Genomic DNA, 24,923 nt, shown 5'->3' on the forward strand with positions numbered 1-24,923 from the left:
CATGTTAACAGACTACGAAATTCAAGCATTACAGTTAAGCCTGAAGGTAGCTGGTGTAGCTATAGTTTGGCTTATACCGATAGGTGTTTTATTAGCGTGGATCCTAAGTAAGAAAGAGTTTTACGGCAAGAGTATTCTCGATAGTTTGATTCATCTTCCTCTCGTACTTCCTCCCGTGGTTATTGGCTATCTATTACTGATTTCTATGGGCAGACAGGGCGTTATAGGAAAGTTCATTTATGACCTTACAGGCATTAGTTTCAGCTTTAGTTGGCGGGGAGCGGTTGTAGCTTGCATCATTGTATCGCTCCCACTAATGGTTCGCTCTATTCGCCTCTCAATGGATAGCGTCGATCAAAAACTAGAGCAAGCTGCGCGTACGCTTGGTGCTACGCAATTAAAGGTTTTCTTTACCATCACTTTGCCTCTCGTTATTCCAGGAGTGATTAGCGGAACTATGCTCTCATTTGCCCGAAGTTTGGGAGAGTTTGGGGCTACGATAAGTTTTGTGTCGAATATTCCTGGTGAAACACAAACTATTCCACTCGCTATGTACAACTTCTTAGAGACCCCTGGTGCGGAAGATGCGGCGATGAGGCTATGTATTATCTCGATTGTTATTTCTCTTGCATCCCTCTATTTTGCAGAAGGACTAAATCGTTGGATGAGTAAACGATTGGGTGTAGCGAAATGAATAGAATAAGTCTCGACGTAAAAAAGAACTTCTCTGATAGAAGCTTTCACTTAAAAACACAGCTACCAGCGAAAGGTATTACGGCCATATTTGGACGCTCTGGAGCAGGAAAAACGACGTTGATTAATTTGGTCAGCGGCTTGGTAACACCAGATTCTGGGCTAATTGAAGTCGCAGATCGCGTTTTGTTCGACTCTAGCTTAAAACTTGATGTAGCGATTGAAAGTAGGCAAGTGGGTTACGTGTTCCAAGACGCAAGATTATTTCCCCATATGACTGTCAGTCGCAATTTGCGTTACGGCGTCACGGGTTGCGACCCAGCGTATTTCAATGAAATTGTTGGGCTTTTAGCTATTGGGGATTTACTAAATCGTTATCCAAGCAGCCTGTCAGGAGGAGAGAAACAGCGTGTTGCAATCGGAAGAGCACTCCTAAGTAAACCACAAATTTTGTTAATGGATGAGCCATTAGCGTCATTGGATATTTCACGTAAACGTGAACTAATGCCGTTTTTAGAGAAACTATCGCACTCTATTGATATTCCAATTCTCTATGTCACTCATAGTTTGAATGAAATCCTTCGTCTTGCTCAGCATCTAGTAGTCATCGAAGATGGCAAAGTTGTGGAGAGTGATACCATTGAGAACGTTTGGAGTTCACCGATTATGCAGTCGTGGCAATCATTTTCAGATAGAAGTTCCTTGTTTAAGGGAGAGATTCTGGAGCAAAACAGTTATTACGGGCTTACGAAAGTAGCGCTAACTGAACAGCATTATTTATGGGTTCAACACACAGAAGGCGTGATAGGTGAACATGTTCGATTGAGAGTAAGAGCAAGTGATGTATCCATTGCGCTGGAACGCCCAAGTAAAACATCGATCCGTAATATTTTATCTTGTACGGTAGAAGCTATTCATCTGGGAGGCAAAGGCACATCAAGGCAGAGTGTGGAAGTCATTCTCTCACTGACAAATCAACAAAAATTGATAGCAACAGTTACTCAGTGGGCTATTGATGACCTTGCGCTAGAAGTTGGCCAGAAAGTGTATGCTCAGATAAAAGGTGTCAGTGTCTCTCAAAGAGATGTGGCGATCGAACCGCAAATATAGAAAAGGTCGCGAATTCGCGACCTTTTAAACGAGAACAAAGTACTTTATTTCTCAAATACTTCTTTAAAATCACGCTTCAGAATAGCATCACGACGCGCTTTCTTAATCTGCTTAACCATATCACGAATACAGTTGCTTAAGACTTTATCCAGCAGTTGAGCTCGATAGTCTTCTTTCTCTTCGTCAGTCATGTCGGCAGGGAAATCCATCGTTGTGAATTCTTCCATTGTGCTGACGCCCGCAAATGCTTGACTAACTGAAATTAAAGCATGGAACTGCTCAAAGTTATCAAGGATATTTTGTGCACTGGCAGGTAATGTGTCCCAAGCTTCACGCACAGCTTCTTCAGTCACCTCGTGAATGGAAACCACCATGTTATGCAATTCTTCAGGCACGTCATCAAACGTGATTACTTGACGTAATTCTGGGGATACCAACTCTAAGTCAACTTTGGTTGCTTCGTTATTTTGTGTCTCAGACATACTACTATCTCAGTGTGTAAAATTGCGCCTATCCTAGGAGAAGCGATGTAAAAGTCAATAATAATCGAAGTCTCAGTAAAAATCCTCCCGATATTGGACAAATCAACCTTATCAATACGTTAAAACTCTGATTAAAGTGGGACTGGATGAATATTGTCCTAATATGTGTTATATCTGACTCATTAGGGTTGGCGTGCAATTACAGGAAGGCTTATGACACCCATGGATTCTTCAATGAGAATTCTTCTCGTAGATGATGCGCAACTAGAACGGATGCAGCTTCAAATTCGACTTAAACAACTTGGTCATGTAGTAGAAGTCGCCGCGAGCGGAAGAGAGGCGTTAGCCTTATACCCATCGTTCGATCCAGAGCTTGTACTACTAGATATATCAATGCCTGAAATGGATGGTTTTCAAGTGGCTGCGGAAATACGTGAACGCTATCAAGCAGACTGGATTCCGATTATTTTTCTGAGTAGTCATGATGAACCTGAAATGATTGCAAAAGCTATCAGAGCGGGTGGTGATGATTACTTAGTTAAGCCAGTTAATAAGATAGTGCTACAATCCAAACTTGTTGCTATGCAACGTATAGCTCATATGCGTCGTGAACTTAAACAAGCAAGTGCACAACTACAAGAAGCTAACAGGGCACTGCAACACCAAGCAAATGAAGATGGGCTGACTAAACTATTTAACCGCCGTTATATGGACGAAAAACTCACAGAACTTATTCAATGGCACGGTCGTCATCAGATGCCGCTCTCGGTTATTTTGATGGACGTCGATCACTTTAAGGCGTTCAACGATAATTATGGCCATACTGAAGGTGATCAATGTTTAATCAACATTGCTCAATTTCTCGATGTGATGTTTATTCGTAGTGGTGAATATGTCGGCCGATATGGCGGCGAAGAATTTGTTATTTTACTTAGTAAATGTGATATTCGTGAAGCAGAAGAGAACGCAGCTAGAGTCAGAGAAGGGATCTCTCAGTTAAACATTCCCCACCAGTTCTCTCACACCACGGACAGAGTGACATTGTCACTTGGTGTATTTAGTTTGGTTCCAACTGGGACTGAGACCATCAACGAGCTGTATGAAAGTGCTGACAAACTGCTTTATCAAGCAAAACGAACCGGTCGAAACAGGTACGTTTCCCAAATTGAAGGCGATATCATTAGTACAACCTCGTGAGTCTGGCGTAAAATTTACGTTATGAGCTCCTCATTTTATGAGGAGCTTTTTTATGTTGTTCCACTAGATAACTTCCTAAATTACATACTGTTACCCACAATTATTCAAAGTGGGGCTATTATTAAGATATTTCCACAATGGGTAGAAAGCTGTGTCCAAGGCTCGTTTCGTTTCTTTGATGTGTTTTACAACTTTATCTTCTCACAGCGCAGCTGAGCCTGAATTCCGTGATTTGTTTGAAGAAGATTTCGCAGCAGCTATCATTCTCACAGACAGTGATGCTCTTACATTAGGGTTCAAAGACTTTGATCCAAGCTCAGTACTCAATATTGATAACGACGAAATTGGCTCGCAAGAGGCGCTTGATCGACGCAAAAACATTGCTGTCTCTGCGTTACCGCTTACCTTTTCGTTAAATGATGATGACAGTTTCCAACAGAGGCTAACACTTAGGTTTTCAGCGCTCAGAATTCAAGACCAAATCGTAGATGCACCAGATAGCCATACCAAATATGTTTTAGGTGCGTTTACAGGCTATGAACAAGAAATACAGTTCTCTAAACACTGGACGTTTGAGACAGGCATAGGAGTACACCTTCAATATCTGCACAGTGATTATGATTTTCAATCTCCTTATTCAAAATTACTTCAGCCGTTCCTAGATGGCAAAGTCGTCAATACGTCTGCGTGGGCAGCTAGTTTGCAACCTAAAGTCGGCTTCAATTACCACAAATACAAACCGTGGGGGGAAGTGAAGTTTAATTCAACCTTCAACTATTTCTCAGGGGTAGGTTGGGGAAAAGCAAATGATGGGGATGTGGGAACGCCTGAAGGCTGGTATTGGTCCAATGAAGCCAAATTATTTTATGATGTAACTGATTGGGGGCGTTCAGTTCAGACTATTTACACAAGTCTTAGGCGAGTCGATATTGGAGGGGATACTGTCGGTATGCTTGGAACTCCTCATTACTACGAAGGTACGGTCGGTTGGCTAATGACACCTCCGTTTAAGATTGAGTTTGTTGATAATATCGGGATTGGATTAAGTATTAACTATGGAAGTGACCTCAAAGGGGGTAGCATAGTCCTGTTTTTCAACCAAGATTAATTCACGTAGGACAGTATCAGCGGGCGCACTGAACTTGGTTGCGTCCCTTTTCTTTGGCGCTATATAACGCTTTATCTGCTTTCTTTAAAACTTCTTCTGGTTTTTTTGTGCTTTTGCTGTCTGCTGCACCAATACTTACAGTGATACTTACTGTTGAACCTTTGATGCTCGCACTACGTTGTTTTGCGCCTTTTTTGTTGTCATTCGGGCGTTCGGCGTTATTTCTAATCACCATTTCATAATCCGCTATCTTCTCTCTCAATTCATCAAGATAGACTTTACTGTCCTTGGCTGTTTTACCCTTAAACAGAATCGTAAATTCTTCGCCACCATATCGATAGACTCGTGCGTTCCCGCCAACAGATAACATTCGTGAAGCAACCAGTCTCAATACATCATCACCTGTATCGTGACCGTAGGTATCATTAAATTTTTTAAAGTGATCGACATCCAGCATCGCAACAGTGAACTTTCTGCCCAAATGCTTCATGTCCATTTCTAAAGCACGACGACCAGGAATGTTTGTTAGTCGATCGTTAAACGCCATTTGATGGCTGGCGGAAATAACATAAATAATGACTAAAACACCCGCTAAAGAAAACAGAGTGCTCGACATATGCGGTACATGAAAGAAAATGAATGTGCTGCTCGCAAGCAAGATACTGGTATAAACAACAGCATCAATCGGTCGATTGTAATTTAATAAGAAAATACCCGTTGCACCGGTTATAGCAAGGCTATACAAAACTAAAACCAAAGGTAAACGCGAAATTTCAGGAATGGCCAAGAGCAGATCACTGTCAAAATGGTTAAAGCCACCAGTAGCAAAGTGGCTCAATATCAAATAGCTCCATAGTAAAAAGCTTATGACAATAGCAGAGAAAAGGTACATTCCCTTGCTCAATACACCGGTATCTGGAAACAGAAACGCAAGACAACAAGCAACAGGTAGTAAAAGGCTTAACAAGGAGAGTTCTAGAAGAGTCGTTCCTGTCGATAAAGGACTTTGTAATCTTAATTGAATTACGCCGTACGCTAACAACATTGAAAGTGCCACCATAGCAATACGCGATTGTTTGAAGCTATGGCTTAGTGCGAAAGCAGTACCAAACAAAATATAGGGCAGGTTTGTAACAAAGCCGGAGTTGGCTTGAGTTGCTGCAATGATATGGTTTAAGCCTACGAGTATACCCGCAATCATGATAAGGGGAATAAATAGCCGGAACAGATTTGAGCTAGCAAAAGAGGTCGACATTAACGATATGACTCAGAGACTTAACAGTAGATTATAGTTCAACACCTTAGGATACGGTAATTTGATGTTTTGCCAAGTAATTTGTTAATGGAAGGCTCAAAACTCACGCCATATTCTCAAACTCAAGAAAAATCACTTCATTAGTTTAATGAGTTTCATAAACCTAACGTCTATATAGCGAAGCTAGAAGTAACGCAAATTGTAAACAAGATTCACTTTCCAAACGCTAATGGTTGACCAAGCGCTATAAACCCTACAACATGAATCAATCCATATAGAAAGAGGAAAAAAAGTGGGATTCTTCTCTAAGTTATTTGGTAGCTCTAAGGCTGCCGAGCCAAAAATCGTTGAGCCAGTTGAGTACAAAGGTTTTTTAATCTACCAGGAAGCGTTAGCTGAAGGTGGCCAGTATAGGATTGCGGGCAGGATTACAAAGCAATTTGGTGATGAAATAAAAGAGCATCGCTTTATTCGCTCTGACGTGGTTGGGTCTGAGTCTGATGCGAATGAGCTAATGTTAAAAAAAGCACAAATGTTCATCGACCAAATGGGAGACAGTATTTTCTAAAATCAATCCCACCACCAATATATTGATGTCGATTGATGAAGATTTATTCTGGCAAGACCAGTATTAGTTGTTTGATTTAATTGATGTTGGTCATCTGCTTGCAGCATTTATTGTCATAATATGACCTACCTACACGAAATTCCTCTGCGAAAGCGTATTATAACACTGGTAAGACCTCTATATTGAGGGTTTCGTGTGGTTTTTTTACTAAAGATGCCTGTTTAAAAGTCATTACGTTCAGTTATATGTAATGAAATATTGTTTTTTTATTACAAATAGCTTGATGTTGTGCACTTGGTTGGTTAAAAAAGAACAATACTTCTGCCAATAGTTAAGGAATAGCTATGCAAATTGGTGTGCCAAAAGAAATTCTCGCGGGAGAAACGCGAGTCGCTGCGACGCCCAAGTCGGTTGAGCAGTTACTAAAATTGGGGTTTGATGTCTCAATAGAATCACAAGCGGGTCTGCTTGCGAGTTTTGACGATTCAGCTTATGAAGCCGCTGGAGCTACCATCACTTCTTCAAAGGAAGTATGGGAGTCGGATTTAGTGCTAAAAGTAAATGCGCCTACTGATGAGGAAATTACTTTCCTTAAAGATGGAGCGAGTTTAGTGAGCTTTATATGGCCGGCCCAGAATCCAGAGTTAATGGAAAAGCTTTCAAGTAAGAACATTAACGTGATGGCTATGGATTCGGTACCGCGAATCTCTCGTGCACAGGCTTTAGATGCATTAAGCTCCATGGCCAATATTGCTGGTTATAGAGCCGTCGTTGAAGCTGCACATGAATTTGGACGCTTCTTTACTGGTCAAATTACCGCTGCTGGTAAAGTGCCACCCGCTAAAGTGCTGGTAGCTGGGGCTGGAGTTGCTGGCTTAGCTGCGATAGGTGCTGCAGGCAGTCTTGGCGCAATCGTTCGTTCATTCGACGTGCGTCCAGAAGTAAAAGAGCAAGTAGAGTCGATGGGTGCAGAGTTCTTGGAAGTTGATTACCAAGAGAACTCGGGCTCAGGTGATGGCTACGCGAAAGAAATGTCAGATGAATTCAACAAAAAAGCAGCTGAACTCTACATGGAGCAAGCTAAAGATGTTGATATCATTATTACCACGGCATTGATTCCTGGTCGACCAGCTCCAAAGCTGGTAACAAAGGAAATGGTTGATGCAATGAAGCCTGGCAGCGTTATCGTTGATTTAGCTGCAGCGAATGGTGGTAACTGCGAATACACTGTTGCTGACCAAGTGGTAACAACAGAGAACGGTGTTAAAGTTATCGGTTATACAGACATGGTAGGCCGCCTTCCAACTCAATCTTCTCAGCTCTATGCGACTAACCTAGTCAATCTTCTAAAACTTCTTTGTAAAGAGAAAGATGGCAATATTGACATCGATTTTGAAGACGTTGTACTTCGCGGTGTAACCGTAGTTAAAGAAGGTGAGGTCACATGGCCAGCACCGCCAATTCAAGTCTCTGCTCAACCAGCTCCGGCAAAAGTAGAAGTAGCTAAACCTGCGGAAAAAGTAGAAGAGCCAACGTCACCAGTGAAAAAGCTGCTGGGTCTTGCTGCTGCCGTTGGTGTATTTGGCTGGGTTGCTTCTGTTGCGCCGGCCGCGTTTTTATCTCACTTTACAGTCTTCGTATTGGCGTGTGTAGTAGGTTATTACGTGGTATGGAACGTCACACATGCACTTCATACACCACTCATGTCGGTAACTAACGCGATTTCAGGGATTATCGTTGTAGGTGCACTTCTTCAAATTGGACAAGGAAGTGGCGTTGTCACGTTTTTATCCTTTATCGCGGTATTAATAGCAAGCATCAACATTTTTGGTGGCTTTACCGTAACCAAGCGCATGCTTGAAATGTTCCGTAAAGATAAATAGGAGGCAACATGTCTGCAGGATTAGTACAAGCAGCATACATTGTTGCTGCATTATTTTTCATTATGAGTTTAGCGGGTCTGTCTAAACAGACCTCAGCACGTGCTGGTAACTATTACGGCATCGCTGGTATGGCAATCGCGTTAATTGCGACTATTTTCAGTCCTGATGCGCAAGGCTTCGGCTGGGTTATTGTAGCAATGGTAATCGGTGGGGCGATTGGTATTTTCTATGCACGTAAAGTAGAAATGACTGAAATGCCCGAGCTAGTAGCAATTCTTCACAGCTTCGTAGGTTTAGCGGCTGTTCTTGTTGGTTACAATAGTTATATTGATCCACCGGCAATCGCTAACGTTGAAATGCTTTCTGAAGCCGAAGTTCATGCTCATCATGTAATTCACATGGTAGAAGTCTTTTTAGGCGTGTTTATCGGTGCAGTAACCTTTACAGGTTCTATTGTAGCATTCGGTAAATTACGGGGGGTTATTTCATCATCTCCACTTAATATTCCGCACAAACACAAACTCAACCTTGCTGCGATTGTTGTCTCAACCTTGCTGATGATCTACTTCGTGAAAGCAGACGGCAGCATGTTTGCTCTAATTGTGATGACACTAATTGCTTTCGCATTCGGTTATCACTTGGTTGCCTCCATTGGTGGTGCGGATATGCCAGTAGTCGTTTCAATGCTTAACTCATATTCTGGTTGGGCAGCAGCGGCAGCTGGTTTCATGTTAGCAAACGACCTGCTCATCGTTACAGGTGCATTGGTCGGCTCGTCAGGTGCCATCCTTTCTTACATCATGTGTAAAGCGATGAACCGTTCGTTCGTTAGTGTTATTGCCGGCGGATTTGGTCAAGAAGTGGTTATTTCAAGCGATGAAGAGCAAGGTGAACATCGCGAGACATCGGCTGAAGATGTTGCCGATATGCTTAAAAATAGCAAGTCAATTATTATTACTCCTGGATACGGTATGGCAGTGGCTCAGGCTCAGTATCCAGTGCATGAAATCACTGAAAAATTGCGTGCTCAAGGCGTGGAAGTGCGTTTTGGTATTCACCCCGTCGCGGGTCGTTTACCTGGTCACATGAACGTTCTATTGGCAGAAGCGAAAGTACCTTATGATATCGTTCTGGAAATGGACGAAATCAACGATGACTTTAGCGAAACTGACACGGTTCTAGTTATTGGTGCAAACGACACGGTTAACCCTGCGGCTCTTGAAGATCCAAATAGTCCTATTGCCGGTATGCCAGTTCTAGAGGTTTGGAACGCGCAAAATGTTATTGTATTTAAGCGCTCGATGAATACGGGTTATGCGGGTGTACAAAATCCACTGTTCTTTAAAGAGAACACCTCGATGCTCTTCGGTGATGCTAAAGAGAGTGTGGACGCTATTTCCAAGGCGCTTTAAAGCTCACTAAAAATGATTAAGCCAGCATATGCTGGCTTTTTTTGTGTCCGGTTATAACTACTATAACCAATAGAAACGCCGTTAGCTTGTAGTGTTTGTATTGATTTAAGCCTAATCACTCAGTGAGAACAACACTTCAATTAAGGGACTTCGATGCTAAAATCTTTTGTTTGCTTTACAATCTTTGCCGCGATTATGTCAGTTGGAATAGTGAACTATGCAAAGGACTCAAAATCTTATTATCTAGTTCATAAAAATCATCTCGCCGATATCACCTCGACGCTCGACAAACGACAAGAAGCCTGTACACAGTATTTTAGTTGTTCAACAACCTCTTACTCACAGCTAAAGTACCAAGCTTGTATAGATCCGGATCGTGGAACTGCAAAGAGCATCTTGCGTCAAAAACGCATAGCTGAACTGCGTTTAGCGAAGCTAAAAGGTCGAGTTGGAAAGATCTTGACGTCATAACACGGGCTACCTTTAAGTCAGCATGGTAAATAGAACCTCAAGTCGTGTTTTCCAACAATTGACAAAATAATTGCGTGCACTTGGCGCGAATCTTGCCGATAATATGTAAATTAGTGTTTTTATATTATTGACCAGACAAGATAATTCGTTTGAAGAAACTAGCGCGCCCTTTGCTTACCATTATATCTATTGTTCTTGCTCCTCTGGCTTTTGCTGAGTCGCTACCTGAACGTATAGATAATTTCGTCAGTTTTTTTGATTTCGAACAAGCGACCGCCTCATACGATGTAAGGGTTATTCAGGCTGATTACCCGACACAGCTTCTTACACCTATATCTATGCTTCCTCAAACAAGTAAATACCCCTTGAAAGAAGTACAACAACTCTATCGGTTGGCTGAAAAGTGCAGTGGCACGTTACCACTAAGCCCTTTAATCACAGAACCTTTAGTTTTTACTAGAGCAATGTGTGGTGGTCGTAAGTTATCGACGAAATGGTTTGCGCGCAGTGGACTGATTCATCCCGGTGGTGGTACTTACGCAGCTAGGTACATCACCAAATACCCAGATAAAAAACAAGAACTTCAAAAGTTTATGCACATCAAAGAAAGAGAACTGGCAGCACCAGGTTCTCTCTTGGGTAGGCTGCAAGTGATGGATGAGCAAACTGTTATATCCTTAATCCGAGGCTCCTCAATGTTCGTTGAAAACGAGGAACTGTGGTTGAGAAGAGGCGATATTTACTATTTATTCCCTTCGAACATTTGGATCTCGAAAGCAAAAGAGGCTGGCCTCAACTTTAAACTAGCTTCTCAAACCAATACGTGTTTCGTGCAAAGAGGGAACTTATGTTGGGAAGTCGAAGATCATTCTGATGTACTTCGTATCAGCATGATCAGCTTGATCATCGCTAACATACTGTTAGTAATTGGTTGGGCAATCTATCGCTGGAATACAAAACGTCAAGAGATGAAAAGCCGGATGTTAGTGTTACAAATTCTTACACACGAATTGAGAACACCCATCGCCAGTTTATCTCTGACAGTTGAAGGGTTCAGACGTGAATTTGAGCACTTACCAGAAACTGTATATGATGAGTTTAGAAGACTATGTGAAGATACACGTAGACTGCGTCAGTTAGCTGAGGCCAGTAAAGACTACCTACAATCTGATAACAAACCTTTATCGACAGAATGGCTACCATCTGTACAAGATTGGTTAAGTTTCAAAGCAGAGGAAGAATTTGAAGCTGACGTGAATTTGACTATTAATCAAGACGTAGCAGCTAAAATTAACATATATTGGTTAGGAACTTGTATTGATAACCTAATACGTAACGCGATTAAGTACGGCGTTGCACCAGTGAGTTTGAATGTTGTGACTTCTTCAAACTCTATCAAAATTGAAGTCATCGACAACGGACAATTAACTTCAAAGGACTGGCGTGAGCTTAGAAAGCCATTTGTAAGTAAGGCAGGCCTTGGGCTTGGTCTTACTATAGTAGAATCTATGGTTGGTCGAATGGGCGGTAAGATGTACCTAGTCGGGCCACCAACAACATTTATTTTGGAGATACCTTGTGAAACAGACACTGCTACTTGTTGAAGACGACAAGAATCTAGCTGACGGCCTTTTGGTGAGTTTAGAGTTGGCTGGTTATAACTGCCTTCACGCTGAATTCATCTCTCAGGTCGAGCAATACTGGGAAGAAGCAGACTTGGTAATTCTCGACCGACAACTTCCGGATGGTGACTCAGTAGAGCACCTTGCTGGTTGGAAGAAAATCAAAGATGTTCCAGTGATATTGCTCACTGCGTTAGTCACAGTAAAAGACAAAGTAACCGGCTTAGATGCAGGCGCAAATGATTATTTAACCAAACCTTTCGCGGAAGCTGAGCTTTTTGCTCGTATTCGTGCACAGCTTCGCGCACCAGAAGCAGACACTGAGGATGCAACTAAGGTTGTGACAGAGAGTTTGGTGATCGATAAAGCGACTCGTGAAGTGAACTATAAAGGTGAGCTGATTACGTTAACGCGTACAGAGTTTGATCTATTGCTTTTCCTAGCAAGTAACTTGGGACGTGTGTTTACTCGTGATGAACTGCTTGACCATGTTTGGGGTTACAATCACTTCCCAACAACACGAACTGTTGACACTCACGTGTTACAACTTAGACAGAAGCTTCCTGGGCTAGAGATCGAAACACTTCGTGGTGTTGGCTACAAAATGAAAGGCTAATGTCTAGAGCATCAAAATTTTTAGCGCTAGCAATCCTTACGGCATCAACGTCAGTTGGTGCCGATTGGTTTGAAAATAATACAACCATTACACAAGCGCATCGTCATTTACTTAATCGTGATTTGGAATCTATGTTCCAATCGCTAGTGGAAGAGTGGCAACAACAACCGACTAAGAGTATCAAGAACCACATAAATAGGTTGTTTTTACAATCTTTAGAAGTGGATTGCGGTAAAGGTTACTCCTCTCAACCTCTACCTGAATGGATTAATTCTGTGGTAGTAAGGCAACAATCGATTCAAAGCCCAGGAAGAGACACCTATTTATCCGCGATAGAAATTGAATCGAAACGAGTCATTTCAGAAATAAGCCTAAAAAAATGGGTTGATAGAAGAGTTTCTAACGACAGCGAATTCTACGTGAATCCAGTTGGTGACGCCGTAACGGAAGAAGCAGCTTATGGGATCCGTTACAACTTAACATCGCCCTTAGATGTCGGTCTTTATAGACTTGACGTGCGCTTACTTGACGGCGAAACTTGGAGTCAGTGGTTGATCTTTACCGATCAGTCATTGAAACAGACTGTTCGTTGGTCAGCAAAAGATGAATGGCGTATCGAGAAAAATGCGCTTCTAAACCCTTATTGCCCGCTACCAAAACTCGAAGTTGGTTTATACGATTACATTGGTGGCAAATATACTCAAGTATGGGGCAAAGAGTACGAGTCTGATTATCCAACGAGTCTAGAGGCTAACAACATCACACCTGATCGATATGTGCTTGCAGTTTCAATGAAGCAAAGCCGTTGGCAAGGCCCAATACTTTTCGAGCGTTCTCAAATAATTAGTAAAACGTTCGACGTTTCCGCCGATGAATAACTCATAAGTAAGATTTCGCTCTGAAAACGCTAAAGAATCTCTAATCGACGCCGTTAATAAATGCACAAAGGATTAACGGCGTTATTTTTAGATGAAAACCCAATTAAAAACACTAGCAGCCCTTATTATTACTACTTCTATGTCGGCAGGCGCTTCGACGTTAGCAATCGATGCTCGTGGCGATGCGATGGGCGGAACGGGGGTTGTCTCTGCTTCTTATCTTACTGCTCCATTCTATAATCCAGCACTAGTTGCCATCTATCGACGAAACGATGATGCAGGAATGTTGTTACCTAGCTTAGGACTTAACTACAACGACGAAGACAAAATGCTGGATAAAGTTGATAACGTCGTAAATAACCCGAGTGCGGCAGCGCTTAATGAGCTGAATGGTACACAGGCCAAAGTCGATTTTGGTGGTGCTGTAGCATTTGGGCTTCCTAACCGTTTCATCGCGGCAAATATATTCGGCAAGGCATATGTGGAAAACGTAGCTACACCAGATATTGATCAAACAGGTAGTAATGATGCGGAAAAAGCGGCTAGATCGGCAGTAAAAACCGCTTCAGTAGCCGTTACCGAAATAGGAATATCCTTGGCCAAGTACCAAACTTTATTTGGTCAACATTTTTCATTCGGCGTTTCTCCGAAAATCCAAAGAACCTATACGTACGCTTCAGTAAGTTCATTAAATGATTTTAATTTAAACAACATAAGAGAAAACTCTCAGGGCGATACCGCATTTAACATTGACGCCGGAGCGTTATGGTTCCATGGTCCGTTTAGAGTAGGGTTTTCAGCCAAAAACATGTTGTCGCGAAATATTGAAACCGCGAACGGTTCTAAGAATATTGGGGGAAAAGACATACACTATGGCTACGAATACCAATTGTCGCCCCTATATACCGTTGGTGCAGGTTTTATCGCTGATTACTTTCAGTTTTCCGTAGACTACGACCTGAACACCGAAAAGAAATTCACTCAGTTCGATGATGACGTAAGAATGCTAAGAGCGGGTGTAGAAGTCGACTTAGCGCGACAAATTCAGTTAAGGGGAGGGTATATGAAGAACATGGCTCGAGATTCAGATGGAACAATTACAGCAGGTATCGGTTTACGTCCTCTAAATATTATTGAAATGGACATTGCTGCAAGTTACACATCACCTAAGGCTATGGGGGCTTCAATCAACTTTATTGCAACCTATTAGGTTTAATTCCCTTGCTAGTAAATCTAAATAGTCTATAGTCCTGTCATTAATTAACGTCCGTGTTATTGGGAGGACTTTATGTTTGACGATTTATCCCTTAGTCATGAAGAGCAGCAAGCTGCTGTAGAACGAATCCAAGAACTGATGAAGCAGGGGATTAGTACTGCTCAAGCGATCAAAATCATAGCTCAAGAGATCCGAGAAGAAAAATCGAAAGACAGTTCTGACGAACAAAGTTGATTTCTGTTATTCAAGTTTATCTATAAAGCCCTTTTAAAGGGCTTTTTTTGTGCCCAAATTCAATCCATTCGAATATCAAATACATGCTACAGAATAGAGCTAAAACGCTCGTGATTCATGAGCGCTTGGTGATTGTAAATAACATATTCCATATATATCAATTATTTATAGAAGCATAATCTACTGTCAGCTTCATTTAAATATATGAGCTTGTAATAAAATTACTTAACCGTTCGAGCAGTGTATATGTTGCAGTGAATTATGCTGCTCAATGAAGTTAGGTGGTTAAAGAATAGTAAGTAGTCACGATCATAATTTGATCATTTTTAGGTGAGTGAGGCTTGTAACAATAAAGAGGCATGCCTTCGATTACAAAGACTGATAGGTGACTTTGATTAGTCAAAACCAAATAAAACATGACAGTGTCACGTTTATGATAATCTCTAGTTAGCCAAATAAGATCACCAGAACTAAGACTAGAGTTGCGACTATTAGAAGCACACGCCATATCGGACGTGTGTTTTGAACATCTGAACCGTTGTGATGACACATACCCATAATAAAAATACTCGACTAATTGATTCCATTTGTTAACCATAAAGGTTGCTCCAAGGTTAAAGTCAACGATCCAAAAAGACTAAACTAGGACAACAACCAGTACGGTGCGTAACAAAACATAAATGTGGTTTCGTGTTAAAACGTTATTATGTAAGGAGAGAAGTTTAAGGTAGGTTATCTAGGTTCCTTCAAAGTGATGCTGCTTTTAGTTGGGAACATTAATAAAAAATATTTGCACATACGCCGTCTGGTGTTTTTGGATGCCACTTGAACTCCCCAACATTCAAGTGGCTTTTTTTATCGTCATTATGTTTCTATAACGTGAGGTTTCGTTTTTAAGAAAGGAACATGTTCCTAAGGATTTATACAAACTCGTTGTCAGGTCTTAGATAACTAGAGTGTTAATTGAATCTCTAGAATCTCTAGAATCTCTAGAATCATAGAAGATAGTTTTTAGGTAGTTGTCAAAGGCCTTAATACGTCGTTGTATATACCTCATGATGTGTCAATCCCAGTTTAAAATGTCCTCTTTTCTCCCAAGTAGAAATGTCACCTTTGGGAGAAAAGAATTAAGGGTAGTGGGTTACTTGGTATGACTTGCTTTGAATTGTTCGGGCTTCTCTAAAACAGGATTTAATGCGCGTAACTGCTCATTCATTGCTTGTCTTTGCGCCGTTCTGCTTGCCGTTTTATTGTTCCGTTTACGTTTTTGTGAAACCTCAAACTCATCCTGTTTATCCTGAGCAAAACGTAACACTTGTCCCAGTCTTTTGTTTTCAACCACTCGGCCTTGGTCAAGTTTGGTCAGTTTATCAAACACTTTATATCTCAATGCTCGATGTCCGTATCTCACACTAATGTCGCCGTTTGGGTACTCTAAAATCAATACGTTTTCATGAACCAAACGGGAATTTTTCTTCAATATTTTCAACCAAATAAACAATCTGGTCGTACTGAAAGGTTAAGGACTTTGATAGTTTTCGAACGACCTGCCATGCAAAAATATCGTCCAAATCTGCGGATGTTTCCCTAATAGGACGGTGCATGTCTTTTGGGTAATTGGCGGGTTTAGCAAAGCGTTGATTGAAGTCCGTAATGAAGTAGGGAAGCCAGGCATTGGCCTCTTTGATGGTGTTAATGCCTTGTAGTCGCATCTCTTTAATGAGGCGGTCTTGAAGTGTTAGGTTCGCTCGTTCTACTCGGCCTTTTGCTTGTGAGCTGTTCGCACAGATTAAGTCGATGCCAAGCTCTTTTAGTATGCGTCCATATTGCGTAGGATTTTTAGCTTCAACCGCATTCTTATTACTGTTATGAAACACAGCGTGCCTATCACTGTAGAATGCAAGCGGCTTGCCGTGTGCCTCTAAGTACTCTCGGGTTGTTACCATATAGTCAATGGCTGATTCCGTTTCACTAAACCGCAGGTTCATTAATCGTCCAGTTGCATCGTCGATGAAAACCAGCAGACAGCATTTTGGACTTCGACCTTCGAACCAATCATGGTGAGAACCATCGATCTGAACCAGTTCTCCTAGGCAGTCTCTGCGATGACGAGGTTGGTACACTCGAGGTTGACGCTGAGCATGTGGCACCCAGAGATCATCAGCAATCATCCATTGACGTAACGTTTCATTAGAAATGGGTAAGTTATGGATCTCAATAAGTTTTTCTCTTGCTAACGTTGGGGCGAAATCCGAATAGTGTTTACGAACAAGCGTTAAGATAGTCTGACGATAATCACTCGATATACGATTATTACTGGGCTTGCCACGAGCACTGTGCACCAAACTGGCCGCACCGGATTCTCGCAAGCGGTTCATTAAACGCTGCACTTGGCGTTCACTCAAGTTTAAGATCTGGGCAGCATCCGAACGTCGTAAGCGACGCTCACAAACGTCATTGATCACTTTGTATCGTGAAAGGTCTTTGTCACTCATAGTTACCAACATCCCAATGTTCCTTAAATAAGTTCACATAAGAATGAAGTTAGCGGTTGAACCTAAAAAAGAGACATTTTAACTTTGCTAAAAAGTGACATTACAACTTTGCGCCTACATGATGAGTGCGCATTATCTATCTTATGTTAAATACAAGATGCATGAGTTTAAAATCCTTACCTTGAACCGCTCTACTACCTTGTTTTAGTCCCGATTTAACCATAATCGACATTTACCATAAAATACCTAATAATCACATGAGTTAATCTACGTTTAACTCTGTGTCTATTAGGCTCAAAAAAGCCAGCATTATTATGCTGGCTTGTACGCTGTTGGATTAACCGCCCGCAAGTTTGACGGTATATCCTTTTTTCTCTAATGCGGCTTTTATTTTGTCTCTTGCATCACCTTGTATTTCGATGTTGCCGTCTTTGACAGAACCACCACAACCACAAACTTTTTTCAATTCCGCTGCAATGAGTTTTAGCGCAGCATCCTCTAAGTCCAAGCCAGTGACAATTGAAACACCTTTACCTTTGCGTCCTTTAGTCTGTTTTTGAATTCTAACGATACCATCGCCTTTTGGACGTTCCGGTTTTTGCTTTTCTTCTTTAATGCGTCCAGTTTCTGTTGAATATACAAGAGTCATGTTAGTTCTTAGTTTGTTCTGCTTTCTTCTTTGCGATTAGATAAGCTTCAATGTGTCGTTGAATTGCAAGCTTACCACCTTTGATAAGTTTACCATTAAACATACAGTACCAGGCATTATTTGCACCTGTATCATTCTTTATAGTAAACCCATGAAAATTTTCTTGTGTGCCGGCAGACCCGCTCGCGCGTTCAGTTGCAGCTTGCGTCAGCTGTGATGGATCTATGATAGACGCTGTATCACACCACCAATCAATGCTTTTTTTAACCGCAGGTAAAGAGCCTTGTAACTCTCTGTTTTTAATGGTTACTTTCCAAACTTGGTTTGTTGTACCAATGGATTTGAGGGTAAACCCACGATAACTCGCTAGAGCCATAAAGATCTATCTCTTATTGTGTACGTTGATGCTTTACATTGTGTTTCACATGGTATCAGTTATTCTAAACCAATCAATCGAGTTATAGTGCATTAGTATGAAAAAAGACATACCCAGAATCACAGAAACAAAACAAATTGACAGATACTTAGCGAAACTTAGAGGTTCTATAGATACAAGTACCTTTGATGAACTAACTTCCTATCGCTATTCTAAAAATTCCGTCATCGCGATGACCAAAGATTGGAATTTGTTCAATGACTTTTGTCTCAGTTCTCACTACCCATCGCTTCCAGCTTCCGTCGCCACTTTAAAAGCGTTTATCGAGCGTGAACGACGAACAAGAAAGTATTCAACAATAAAACGTTACGTCGTAACGGTATCATTAATACACTATTTATTCGATTTTAAAGATCCTGTCAAATCGAGAGAAATTGGCTTAATTATTGAAAATATAAGAGTTTTAGGCATTGATTCTGTCTCAGAAACTCAAGCATTAACACAGGAACACCTCAAACAGTTGAGGTTAAAACTTGAACGTAGTCAATCTCCAAAAGATATTAGAGACTTGGCTATATATAGCGTGATGTTTGAATGCGCATTAAAACGGCGAGATTTACGTCAACTATCTCGAATGGATGTAAAGCTTAACGAATACGATGAGTGTCTCGTGGAGATTGATAGCGCAGTTTACAAATTAAGCAATGAATCAAGCACCATTTTATTACGATGGCTCGAACTAACACCCTGCACTACTATATTTACCGGTATTGACCGACACGGCAACATTAAGGACAACGAACTGAATGATTCTTCGATTTTTCGAATCTTACGTCAGGCCTGCGACATACTAGAACTACCGTTTGAAGTTAAATTTTCTTCCCAATCGTGTCGTGTAGGTGCTGTTAAAAAGTTGGCTCAGGACGGTCTTAAAATAAAAGAAATTCAAGAATTTGGTCGATGGGCTAGCCCCGCTATGCCACTACAATATAGCGGCAAGCGGACACTATCCGAAAAGGAAAAAGCAAAGTTTAAAGACGACAATAACTATGATTAACGGAATGAAGATTCAATGCAGTCGGACAAAAACTCTGAGAACTCAAGGCCAGAATGCTCAACCATCTTCGGAAACATAGAAATCGGTGTCATACCTGGAAAGGTGTTAACTTCGTTTAGGTAAATCTTGTTGTCTTCGGTCAAAAAGAAATCAATTCTTGATAGGTGTCTGAGCTTCATTTGCGTGAATACTTTGACTGCACTGGTATGAATAATGTTTAACTGCTCGTCTGTTAGGTCACTCGCTTCTACTGTTGTAGTTGAATGACTGTCTGAACTGTACTTTTCATCATAAGTATAAAACGCACCATCAGGAGCGATAATTTCACCAGGCTTGGTAATGTGCAATTTCCCTTTGTACTCGTAAGCCGCGACCTCCAGCTCTCTTGGTTTTACTGACTGCTCTATAACAACTTGATCCGAATAACCAAAAGCTGCATCAATACTGGCCTCCAACTGTTCGATTTTAGTTACACTGTAACATCCCACAGAAGACCCCTGCTTTGCGGCTTTTACAAATACTTTTCCCCATTTTTCAAAAGCTTGAGTAGCTCTCGCATGAGCTTCTTTATCGTTGTCGGTAAGGAATAGATAAGGTGTATTAGGTATATCTAATGTATCATACCACAACTTCGATGTGATTTTGTTAAAGCTATTGCTGCTAGCTTCAGGGCCACAGCCCAAATACGGAATACCTGCCATCTCAAAAAGAGATTGAATATCGCCGGTTTCACCAGGGAAACCGTGAATACAAGGAACAACGTAATCGATGTGCAGAGTTTGCTGATCATTAACAAGGGCTTTTTGATTAAGGTCTAAGACAACTAAATGACCATCACTGCACTTCCAGCCCTCTTGAGTTATTTCAACCCGCGTAACATTGAATCTAGGATTGAGTTTGAGTTGGCTTTCAAGAAAGTTTGCTGAAACGAGAGACACCTCGTGCTCAGCAGAGCCACCACCACATAGAAGAAGAATATTGAGTTCTGACATCTTAAGCTTGTCCTTAAATTGCTTTCACTAAATGATAAACGATCGAGAAACAACATTCAGTTCTAAATCTGTTAAATCTGCCACCATAGTTACTGTCTGCACATAATACATACAAAAACGCGCTCAATTTTGGATTGAACGCGTTATAACAGTATGAGTATCAATTAGTTCAGCTTGCTCAATGTCGGATATTCCGACTTCTTGATTTGGTCGATGCTACGTACGAACGGCTTAAGGTTTTTAAACTCATTTGGCAGTGTCGCGATAGCTTCCTTCGCTTGTTGCTTCGTTGCATAGTCACCGAAGAGGATTGAATACCATTTCGTTCCGTTTACTACCTTGTAGTTTTGCCAAATTGGCTGGCCGTTCTTTGGTAGTTTATCCGAAAAAGTTGCAACTTTGGCTTGGCTGCCAACGGCAACTACTTGAATTGTGTAGCCAAAACGGAAATCTTGCTCAGCTTGTTTTTTTGATGGTGGTACGATTTTTACTACATCATTTTTAGCAGGCTGTGTTTGGGTCGTTGTCGTGGTAGTTGCAGCCACTTTTTGCTCTTGCACGGGGGCTTTCTGTGCCGCTGGCTCTTTCTTAACATCTTCTGTTTGTGTAGCCGCTACAGCAACAGGAGCAACTGTCGTTGTTTCTACGGGTGCGTAATCCTCGCGATAACTTTCAGATTTCACCTCGGTTGTATACTCACTAGAAGAACACGCTGCTAATAATGAAACTAAACTTAAAATAACGACTTTTTTCATTTTATTACTGCCTGAGTTAATAATTCCCTAAATCATGCAGACAGAACTCTCTTGAATCAAAGATTCACAGCACCTGTCCTTTCTTCCTGTGACATGTTACACAATAATTGAGGTACAGCAATATGTTATGTCTAATTTTAGGAGCCAACAGTGTCTAAGTGATGCCTTCCTAGACTACTATAGTTACGTCTCATAAGGATCATTTGTAGGTCACTGTCGTCTTTTACTGTTGTAGAGGTAAACCATGTCGTTAGACACTCTTTTCAAGCCATCTTCTATTGCTGTTATCGGCGCATCGATAAAGCCTCATCGAGCAGGTAGCGTAGTGATTAAAAACCTTCTCTTGGGAGGTTATCAAGGTACGATTTTGCCCGTTCATCCTCGATATAAATCTGTTAACGGCATACTCTGCTATCGCGCAGTGAGTGAACTTCCGCTAAAACCAGACGTAGCTATCTTGTGCACTAAAGGCGAGCGAAACGTAGATTTATTCAATGATCTTGCGATTTCTGGCGTTAAAACCGTTATCGTAATGGCATCAGATATGAGTCGTCCGTTTGATGATGCGACAACGATAGAACAAAAATGCCTTCAGATAGCGCAGCAGTCTGGCATGCGTATATTAGGTCCAAATAGCCTCGGCATCCTTTTACCTTGGCAAAACTTCAATGCCTCATTTTCTCCTGTTAACTGTAAGCCAGGTAAACTAGCGTTCATATCTCAATCATCAGCGGTTTGTACTACTATACTTGACTGGGCCAATGATAAGAGCATAGGTTTTTCAGCATTCTTATCCATTGGTTCTGGATTGGATGTGGATTTCGATGAGTTACTTGATTACCTAGCTCGAGACAGTAAGACCGAATCCATTCTTTTGTATGTAGACTCTATTCGCGATGCTCGCCGTTTTATGTCGGCAGCGCGTGCGGCATCGCGTAACCGTCGGATTCTGGTCTTAAAGGCAGGTAGAAACAATCTGACTAATTTAGTCAAAGGCAATGAATCCAACTCATTTGATATCGTTTACGACTCGGCGATTCAGCGCGCCGGTATGCTTAGGGTAAATAACACACACGAACTATTCGCAGCAGTAGAAACGTTAACACATTCCGTCCCACTCCGTGGAGAAAGACTGGCTGTAATAACCAACGGAATTGGCCCAGCAAACATGGCTTTGGATACGTTAACCGATCGAGGCGGCAGTATCGCCCAACTTTCTGATGACACAATATCTAGACTGTCTAAGGTTCTACCTGATACTTGGTCCAATGGGAACCCTATCGACCTTGTCGGTGATGCAACCGCGAAAAGGTACTGTGACGCACTGAGCATAGTCTTAGACAGTGATGATGTGGATGCTATTCTAATCATGCATAGCCCATCTGCCACAGCAGATTCGCAGCAAACGGCTGCGGAGCTCATTGAAACGATCCAAAAACACCCCAAATCTAAACGATTTAATGTTTTGACGAACTGGTCTGGGGAGGCGACAGCTAAAGACGCCCGCCTTCTATTTACCAATCATGGTATACCAACATACAGAACGCCTGAGAGCGCAGTCACGGCCTTCATGCATTTGGTCGAATACCGACGAAATCAATGGCAGTTAATGGAAACACCAACAACGACAGACTCGTATACCACAGAGCAGCTTTCTAAAGCTCACGAATGGCTCGCATCCCATGTTGAATCCATATCCGAAGATAAAGAATTCACGCAACTTGAATCTCATATCTGCGAACAACTATTTGATTTATTTGAGCTTCCTACTCTTCCCACTTGGTTGGCTCATGACCCAACAGAGGCGATACATCTAGCAGAAAATATAGGTTACCCTGTCACAGTGAAGCTTCGTTCTCCTGATATTGCTCACAAGTCTGATATACATGGCGTCATGTTAAACTTGAGAGATGCCAATGAAGTCAGTAGCGCGGCACAGTCAATACTCGACCGCACCAAGCTCTCCTATCCCGAAGCAAGGATTGAAGGATTGACGGTACAACAAATGGCTAAGATTGCAGGTGGTCAAGAGATTCGCGTCAAAGTGATCACTGATGCTACGTTCGGGCCAGCAATCTTTCTAGGCCAAGGTGGTTCAGACTGGAAAATTGAAAAAGAGGCGGTCACCGCATTGCCACCAGTCAATATGGCTCTAGCTCGTTACTTAATTATTAATGCAATTAACAAAGGAACGTTAAGATTCCAGCAATCTCCTAATCCGGTAAATCTTGGAAACTTAGCGCAATTTTTGGTGAAAATTTCACAAATCATTGTTGCTTGCCCTGAGATACACGAATTAGATATCCACCCACTCCTTTTGAATGGTGATGACATCACTATATTAGATGCTTCAGTGGTAATAAAAGGCTACGAAGGAGAACCTCAAGCTCGGCTTGCAATCAGGCCGTATCCTACCGAGATGGAGGAGCTCATAACTTTGAAAGATGGCTCAAAAATTTCGTTGCGCCCTATTCGACCTGAGGATGAACCCTTTCATGCAGATTTCATTAATAACGTCACCAAAGAAGACCTTTATAAGCGTTTTTTCTCAGATGTCGGTGAGTTTAACCATGAGGCGTTAGCAAACTTAACTCAAATCGATTACGACCGTGAAATGGCATTTGTTGCTGTCGACCTTAGTTACGCTAATCCACACATCATAGGAGTCTCTCGAGTTTTAGTTACCCCCGATAATTCTGACGCCGAGTTCGCCATCTTGATACGTTCTGATTTGAAAGGCAAAGGGCTTGGGCGTGTATTAATGAATAAAATTATTGATTATTGTAAAAGCAAGAACACCGGACAGATCTCTGGAATGACCATGCCAACAAACCGTGGGATGCTGACGCTAGCCCAAAAATTGGGTTTTGAGCTAGACGTACAATTCGAAGATGGTGTGGCAGATATGGTTTTAGTATTAAATCGATGATTTGAGCAATTATTGTAGATCCCAAGTGTTGGCTAAATGGCGTATACACCAGGACTTGGCCTCTCCAATATTGTTTCTTTTCCAAGCCATAACGATATCTATGGTCGCTTCATCGGTGTCTTTGATTCGTTTGAGCTTACCTTCTTTGATCAAAGTATCAGCTACTTGTGTTGGTAAGGTCCCAATCCCAAGCCCTTTAACCAATGCATCTATTTTAGTCACTAAGTTTGATACGGTAAGACGAGGTTGCTTCTCTAGAATATTTACACTTAATGCAGGTTGCTCTCTCGCAGTATCAGCGATAGCAATGACTCGATATTTTTCTCGAGCACTACTGTCAAAAACACCACTGCGTTTATGTACATAATGATCAGTTGCAGCGACCCAAGTCATTGACATAGGGCCGAGTATTTGTGTTTTCACCCCTTGAGGCACAACTTCAGGTTGAGGACACACCAACAAAGCGCAACGGTCTTCATTTAATGACTCCCAACAGCCAGCTAATACCTCTTCCTCTAGTTTGATTCTGGTTTTGCTCACCATGCCAAGTTTATCAACTAAATCAAAAAAATTGCCAACAGGAATAATGCTGTCGTATGCAATCGTAAGGTCAAGCTCCCAACCATTTGCAAGCAAACGAGCCTCATTGACCATATTCTCTGTAGCTTGGAGTATAACTCGTCCTCTCTCTAGAATCAGCTTTCCTGCATCCGTTAAAGATGCTTTGTGGCCCGAACGGTCAAAGATCATAATATCCAAATCTTGCTCAAGTTTTTGAATCTGATAGCTCAGGGATGACGTTGCTTTATCGAGTTCTGATGCAGCTGCAGCAAACGACCCTCTTCTTTCTATAGCGTCAAGAATATGAAGGGCTTCTAGTGTTATGGGGTTATGCACTTAACTTCCTTATCAATGAAACAGATAA

General features: G+C 41.6%; 21 protein-coding genes and 1 pseudogene. 14 read left to right on the forward strand and 8 right to left on the reverse strand.

Going from position 1 to position 24,923, the window contains the following annotated elements:
• Position 1 precedes the first annotated feature (1 nt).
• Both modB and modC read left to right on the forward strand, forming a co-directional pair.
• The gene (modB, locus tag HOP38_RS21185) at positions 2–694 is read left to right on the forward strand and encodes a molybdate ABC transporter permease subunit (RefSeq protein ID WP_124942076.1); all 693 of its coding nucleotides are present in this window, start codon (positions 2–4) and stop codon (positions 692–694) included.
• Positions 691–1,803 carry a molybdenum ABC transporter ATP-binding protein ModC gene (gene modC, locus HOP38_RS21190; RefSeq protein ID WP_198558914.1) on the forward strand — a complete coding sequence of 371 codons (1,113 nt, stop codon included), beginning with the start codon at positions 691–693 and terminating at the stop codon, positions 1,801–1,803. The genes modB and modC overlap by 4 nt, the downstream gene beginning before the upstream one ends.
• A gap of 44 nt (positions 1,804–1,847) precedes the next feature.
• Here modC and HOP38_RS21195 read toward each other — a convergent pair whose 3' ends face one another.
• Complete coding sequence (locus HOP38_RS21195; RefSeq protein WP_006072747.1) at positions 1,848–2,285, reverse strand: DUF3069 domain-containing protein; 438 nt, start codon at positions 2,283–2,285, stop codon at positions 1,848–1,850.
• A gap of 213 nt (positions 2,286–2,498) precedes the next feature.
• Here HOP38_RS21195 and HOP38_RS21200 point away from each other — a divergent pair, with 213 nt between their 5' ends.
• Both HOP38_RS21200 and HOP38_RS21205 read left to right on the forward strand, forming a co-directional pair.
• The gene (locus tag HOP38_RS21200; RefSeq protein ID WP_081411563.1) at positions 2,499–3,482 is read left to right on the forward strand and encodes a GGDEF domain-containing protein; all 984 of its coding nucleotides are present in this window, start codon (positions 2,499–2,501) and stop codon (positions 3,480–3,482) included.
• A 151-nt stretch (positions 3,483–3,633) separates the two neighbouring features.
• Entirely contained in the window at positions 3,634–4,590 is a 957-nt protein-coding gene (locus HOP38_RS21205; RefSeq protein WP_242456565.1) for a Solitary outer membrane autotransporter beta-barrel domain, read from the forward strand.
• Positions 4,591–4,606: 16 nt separating this feature from the next.
• Here the strand turns inward: HOP38_RS21205 and HOP38_RS21210 are convergent, their stop codons facing one another.
• Entirely contained in the window at positions 4,607–5,845 is a 1,239-nt protein-coding gene (locus tag HOP38_RS21210) for a GGDEF domain-containing protein (RefSeq protein WP_198558915.1), read from the reverse strand.
• A gap of 292 nt (positions 5,846–6,137) precedes the next feature.
• Here HOP38_RS21210 and HOP38_RS21215 point away from each other — a divergent pair, with 292 nt between their 5' ends.
• The 8 genes from HOP38_RS21215 (at position 6,138) to HOP38_RS21250 (ending at position 14,745) form a co-directional block, all read left to right on the forward strand.
• Positions 6,138–6,413 carry an HlyU family transcriptional regulator gene (locus HOP38_RS21215; RefSeq protein WP_006072740.1) on the forward strand — a complete coding sequence of 92 codons (276 nt, stop codon included), beginning with the start codon at positions 6,138–6,140 and terminating at the stop codon, positions 6,411–6,413.
• A 344-nt stretch (positions 6,414–6,757) separates the two neighbouring features.
• Positions 6,758–8,296 (forward strand): Re/Si-specific NAD(P)(+) transhydrogenase subunit alpha, encoded by a 1,539-nt coding sequence (gene pntA, locus HOP38_RS21220; RefSeq protein WP_006072738.1) that lies wholly within the window; start codon positions 6,758–6,760, stop codon positions 8,294–8,296.
• A gap of 8 nt (positions 8,297–8,304) precedes the next feature.
• Positions 8,305–9,708, forward strand: a complete 1,404-nt coding sequence (pntB, locus tag HOP38_RS21225; protein ID WP_198558916.1) for a Re/Si-specific NAD(P)(+) transhydrogenase subunit beta — start codon at positions 8,305–8,307, stop codon at positions 9,706–9,708.
• Positions 9,709–10,328: 620 nt separating this feature from the next.
• Complete coding sequence (vxrA, locus tag HOP38_RS21230) at positions 10,329–11,783, forward strand: sensor histidine kinase VxrA (protein WP_006072731.1); 1,455 nt, start codon at positions 10,329–10,331, stop codon at positions 11,781–11,783.
• Positions 11,758–12,417 carry a response regulator transcription factor VxrB gene (vxrB, locus tag HOP38_RS21235; RefSeq protein WP_198558917.1) on the forward strand — a complete coding sequence of 220 codons (660 nt, stop codon included), beginning with the start codon at positions 11,758–11,760 and terminating at the stop codon, positions 12,415–12,417. The genes vxrA and vxrB overlap by 26 nt, the downstream gene beginning before the upstream one ends.
• Positions 12,417–13,295 carry a DUF2861 family protein gene (locus tag HOP38_RS21240; protein WP_198558918.1) on the forward strand — a complete coding sequence of 293 codons (879 nt, stop codon included), beginning with the start codon at positions 12,417–12,419 and terminating at the stop codon, positions 13,293–13,295. Before vxrB ends, HOP38_RS21240 begins: the two co-directional genes overlap by 1 nt.
• Positions 13,296–13,386: 91 nt before the next feature.
• A complete protein-coding gene (locus tag HOP38_RS21245) occupies positions 13,387–14,505 on the forward strand; it encodes a conjugal transfer protein TraF (RefSeq protein WP_198558919.1) in 1,119 nt (372 codons plus the stop codon).
• Between the two features lie 78 nt (positions 14,506–14,583).
• A complete protein-coding gene (locus HOP38_RS21250; protein WP_006075648.1) occupies positions 14,584–14,745 on the forward strand; it encodes a YoaH family protein in 162 nt (53 codons plus the stop codon).
• 1,141 nt (positions 14,746–15,886) lie between these two features.
• Here HOP38_RS21250 and HOP38_RS21255 read toward each other — a convergent pair.
• The 3 genes and pseudogenes from HOP38_RS21255 to HOP38_RS21265 all read right to left on the reverse strand — a co-directional run bounded on the left by HOP38_RS21255 (position 15,887) and on the right by HOP38_RS21265 (position 18,265).
• A pseudogene (locus HOP38_RS21255) lies at positions 15,887–17,240 on the reverse strand (ISNCY family transposase).
• Positions 17,241–17,577: 337 nt separating this feature from the next.
• Positions 17,578–17,889, reverse strand: a complete 312-nt coding sequence (gene yciH / locus HOP38_RS21260) for a stress response translation initiation inhibitor YciH (RefSeq protein ID WP_038226864.1) — start codon at positions 17,887–17,889, stop codon at positions 17,578–17,580.
• Position 17,890: 1 nt separating this feature from the next.
• Positions 17,891–18,265 (reverse strand): DUF3319 domain-containing protein, encoded by a 375-nt coding sequence (locus HOP38_RS21265; RefSeq protein WP_124942082.1) that lies wholly within the window; start codon positions 18,263–18,265, stop codon positions 17,891–17,893.
• A 97-nt stretch (positions 18,266–18,362) separates the two neighbouring features.
• Between HOP38_RS21265 and HOP38_RS21270 the strand changes: the two genes are divergently transcribed.
• On the forward strand, positions 18,363–19,322 hold the full coding sequence (locus HOP38_RS21270; RefSeq protein ID WP_198558920.1) for a tyrosine-type recombinase/integrase: 960 nt from the start codon (positions 18,363–18,365) through the stop codon (positions 19,320–19,322).
• Here HOP38_RS21270 and HOP38_RS21275 read toward each other — a convergent pair.
• Both HOP38_RS21275 and HOP38_RS21280 read right to left on the reverse strand, forming a co-directional pair.
• Positions 19,319–20,314, reverse strand: a complete 996-nt coding sequence (locus HOP38_RS21275) for a D-alanine--D-alanine ligase (RefSeq protein ID WP_124942084.1) — start codon at positions 20,312–20,314, stop codon at positions 19,319–19,321. The two genes, HOP38_RS21270 and HOP38_RS21275, sit on opposite strands and share 4 nt — an antisense overlap.
• A 164-nt stretch (positions 20,315–20,478) precedes the next feature.
• On the reverse strand, positions 20,479–21,069 hold the full coding sequence (locus HOP38_RS21280) for an SPOR domain-containing protein (RefSeq protein ID WP_031493192.1): 591 nt from the start codon (positions 21,067–21,069) through the stop codon (positions 20,479–20,481).
• Positions 21,070–21,313: 244 nt separating this feature from the next.
• Between HOP38_RS21280 and HOP38_RS21285 the strand changes: the two genes are divergently transcribed.
• Positions 21,314–23,998: a bifunctional acetate--CoA ligase family protein/GNAT family N-acetyltransferase gene (locus HOP38_RS21285; protein ID WP_198558921.1), complete on the forward strand. Its 2,685-nt coding sequence runs from the start codon at positions 21,314–21,316 to the stop codon at positions 23,996–23,998.
• A gap of 9 nt (positions 23,999–24,007) precedes the next feature.
• Here HOP38_RS21285 and HOP38_RS21290 read toward each other — a convergent pair whose 3' ends face one another.
• Positions 24,008–24,895 (reverse strand): LysR family transcriptional regulator, encoded by an 888-nt coding sequence (locus HOP38_RS21290; protein WP_006074908.1) that lies wholly within the window; start codon positions 24,893–24,895, stop codon positions 24,008–24,010.
• Between the last annotated feature and the right edge of the window lie 28 nt (positions 24,896–24,923).

Origin of the sequence: Vibrio mediterranei (genome assembly GCF_013364395.1) — a bacterium.
Classification (GTDB): domain Bacteria; phylum Pseudomonadota; class Gammaproteobacteria; order Enterobacterales; family Vibrionaceae; genus Vibrio; species Vibrio mediterranei.

Bases quoted from the DNA above. Each gene is read 5' to 3' on its own strand.
- modB (WP_124942076.1), top strand. From the start codon at position 2: ATGTTAACAGACTACGAAATTCAAGCATTACAGTTAAGCCTGAAGGTA.
- modC (WP_198558914.1), top strand. From the start codon at position 691: ATGAATAGAATAAGTCTCGACGTAAAAAAGAACTTCTCTGATAGAAGC.
- HOP38_RS21195 (WP_006072747.1), bottom strand. From the start codon at position 2,285: ATGTCTGAGACACAAAATAACGAAGCAACCAAAGTTGACTTAGAGTTG.
- HOP38_RS21200 (WP_081411563.1), top strand. From the start codon at position 2,499: ATGACACCCATGGATTCTTCAATGAGAATTCTTCTCGTAGATGATGCG.
- HOP38_RS21210 (WP_198558915.1), bottom strand. From the start codon at position 5,845: ATGTCGACCTCTTTTGCTAGCTCAAATCTGTTCCGGCTATTTATTCCC.
- pntA (WP_006072738.1), top strand. From the start codon at position 6,758: ATGCAAATTGGTGTGCCAAAAGAAATTCTCGCGGGAGAAACGCGAGTC.
- pntB (WP_198558916.1), top strand. From the start codon at position 8,305: ATGTCTGCAGGATTAGTACAAGCAGCATACATTGTTGCTGCATTATTT.
- HOP38_RS21240 (WP_198558918.1), top strand. From the start codon at position 12,417: ATGTCTAGAGCATCAAAATTTTTAGCGCTAGCAATCCTTACGGCATCA.
- HOP38_RS21245 (WP_198558919.1), top strand. From the start codon at position 13,387: ATGAAAACCCAATTAAAAACACTAGCAGCCCTTATTATTACTACTTCT.
- HOP38_RS21250 (WP_006075648.1), top strand. From the start codon at position 14,584: ATGTTTGACGATTTATCCCTTAGTCATGAAGAGCAGCAAGCTGCTGTA.
- yciH (WP_038226864.1), bottom strand. From the start codon at position 17,889: ATGACTCTTGTATATTCAACAGAAACTGGACGCATTAAAGAAGAAAAG.
- HOP38_RS21265 (WP_124942082.1), bottom strand. From the start codon at position 18,265: ATGGCTCTAGCGAGTTATCGTGGGTTTACCCTCAAATCCATTGGTACA.
- HOP38_RS21270 (WP_198558920.1), top strand. From the start codon at position 18,363: ATGAAAAAAGACATACCCAGAATCACAGAAACAAAACAAATTGACAGA.
- HOP38_RS21275 (WP_124942084.1), bottom strand. From the start codon at position 20,314: ATGTCAGAACTCAATATTCTTCTTCTATGTGGTGGTGGCTCTGCTGAG.
- HOP38_RS21280 (WP_031493192.1), bottom strand. From the start codon at position 21,069: ATGAAAAAAGTCGTTATTTTAAGTTTAGTTTCATTATTAGCAGCGTGT.
- HOP38_RS21285 (WP_198558921.1), top strand. From the start codon at position 21,314: ATGTCGTTAGACACTCTTTTCAAGCCATCTTCTATTGCTGTTATCGGC.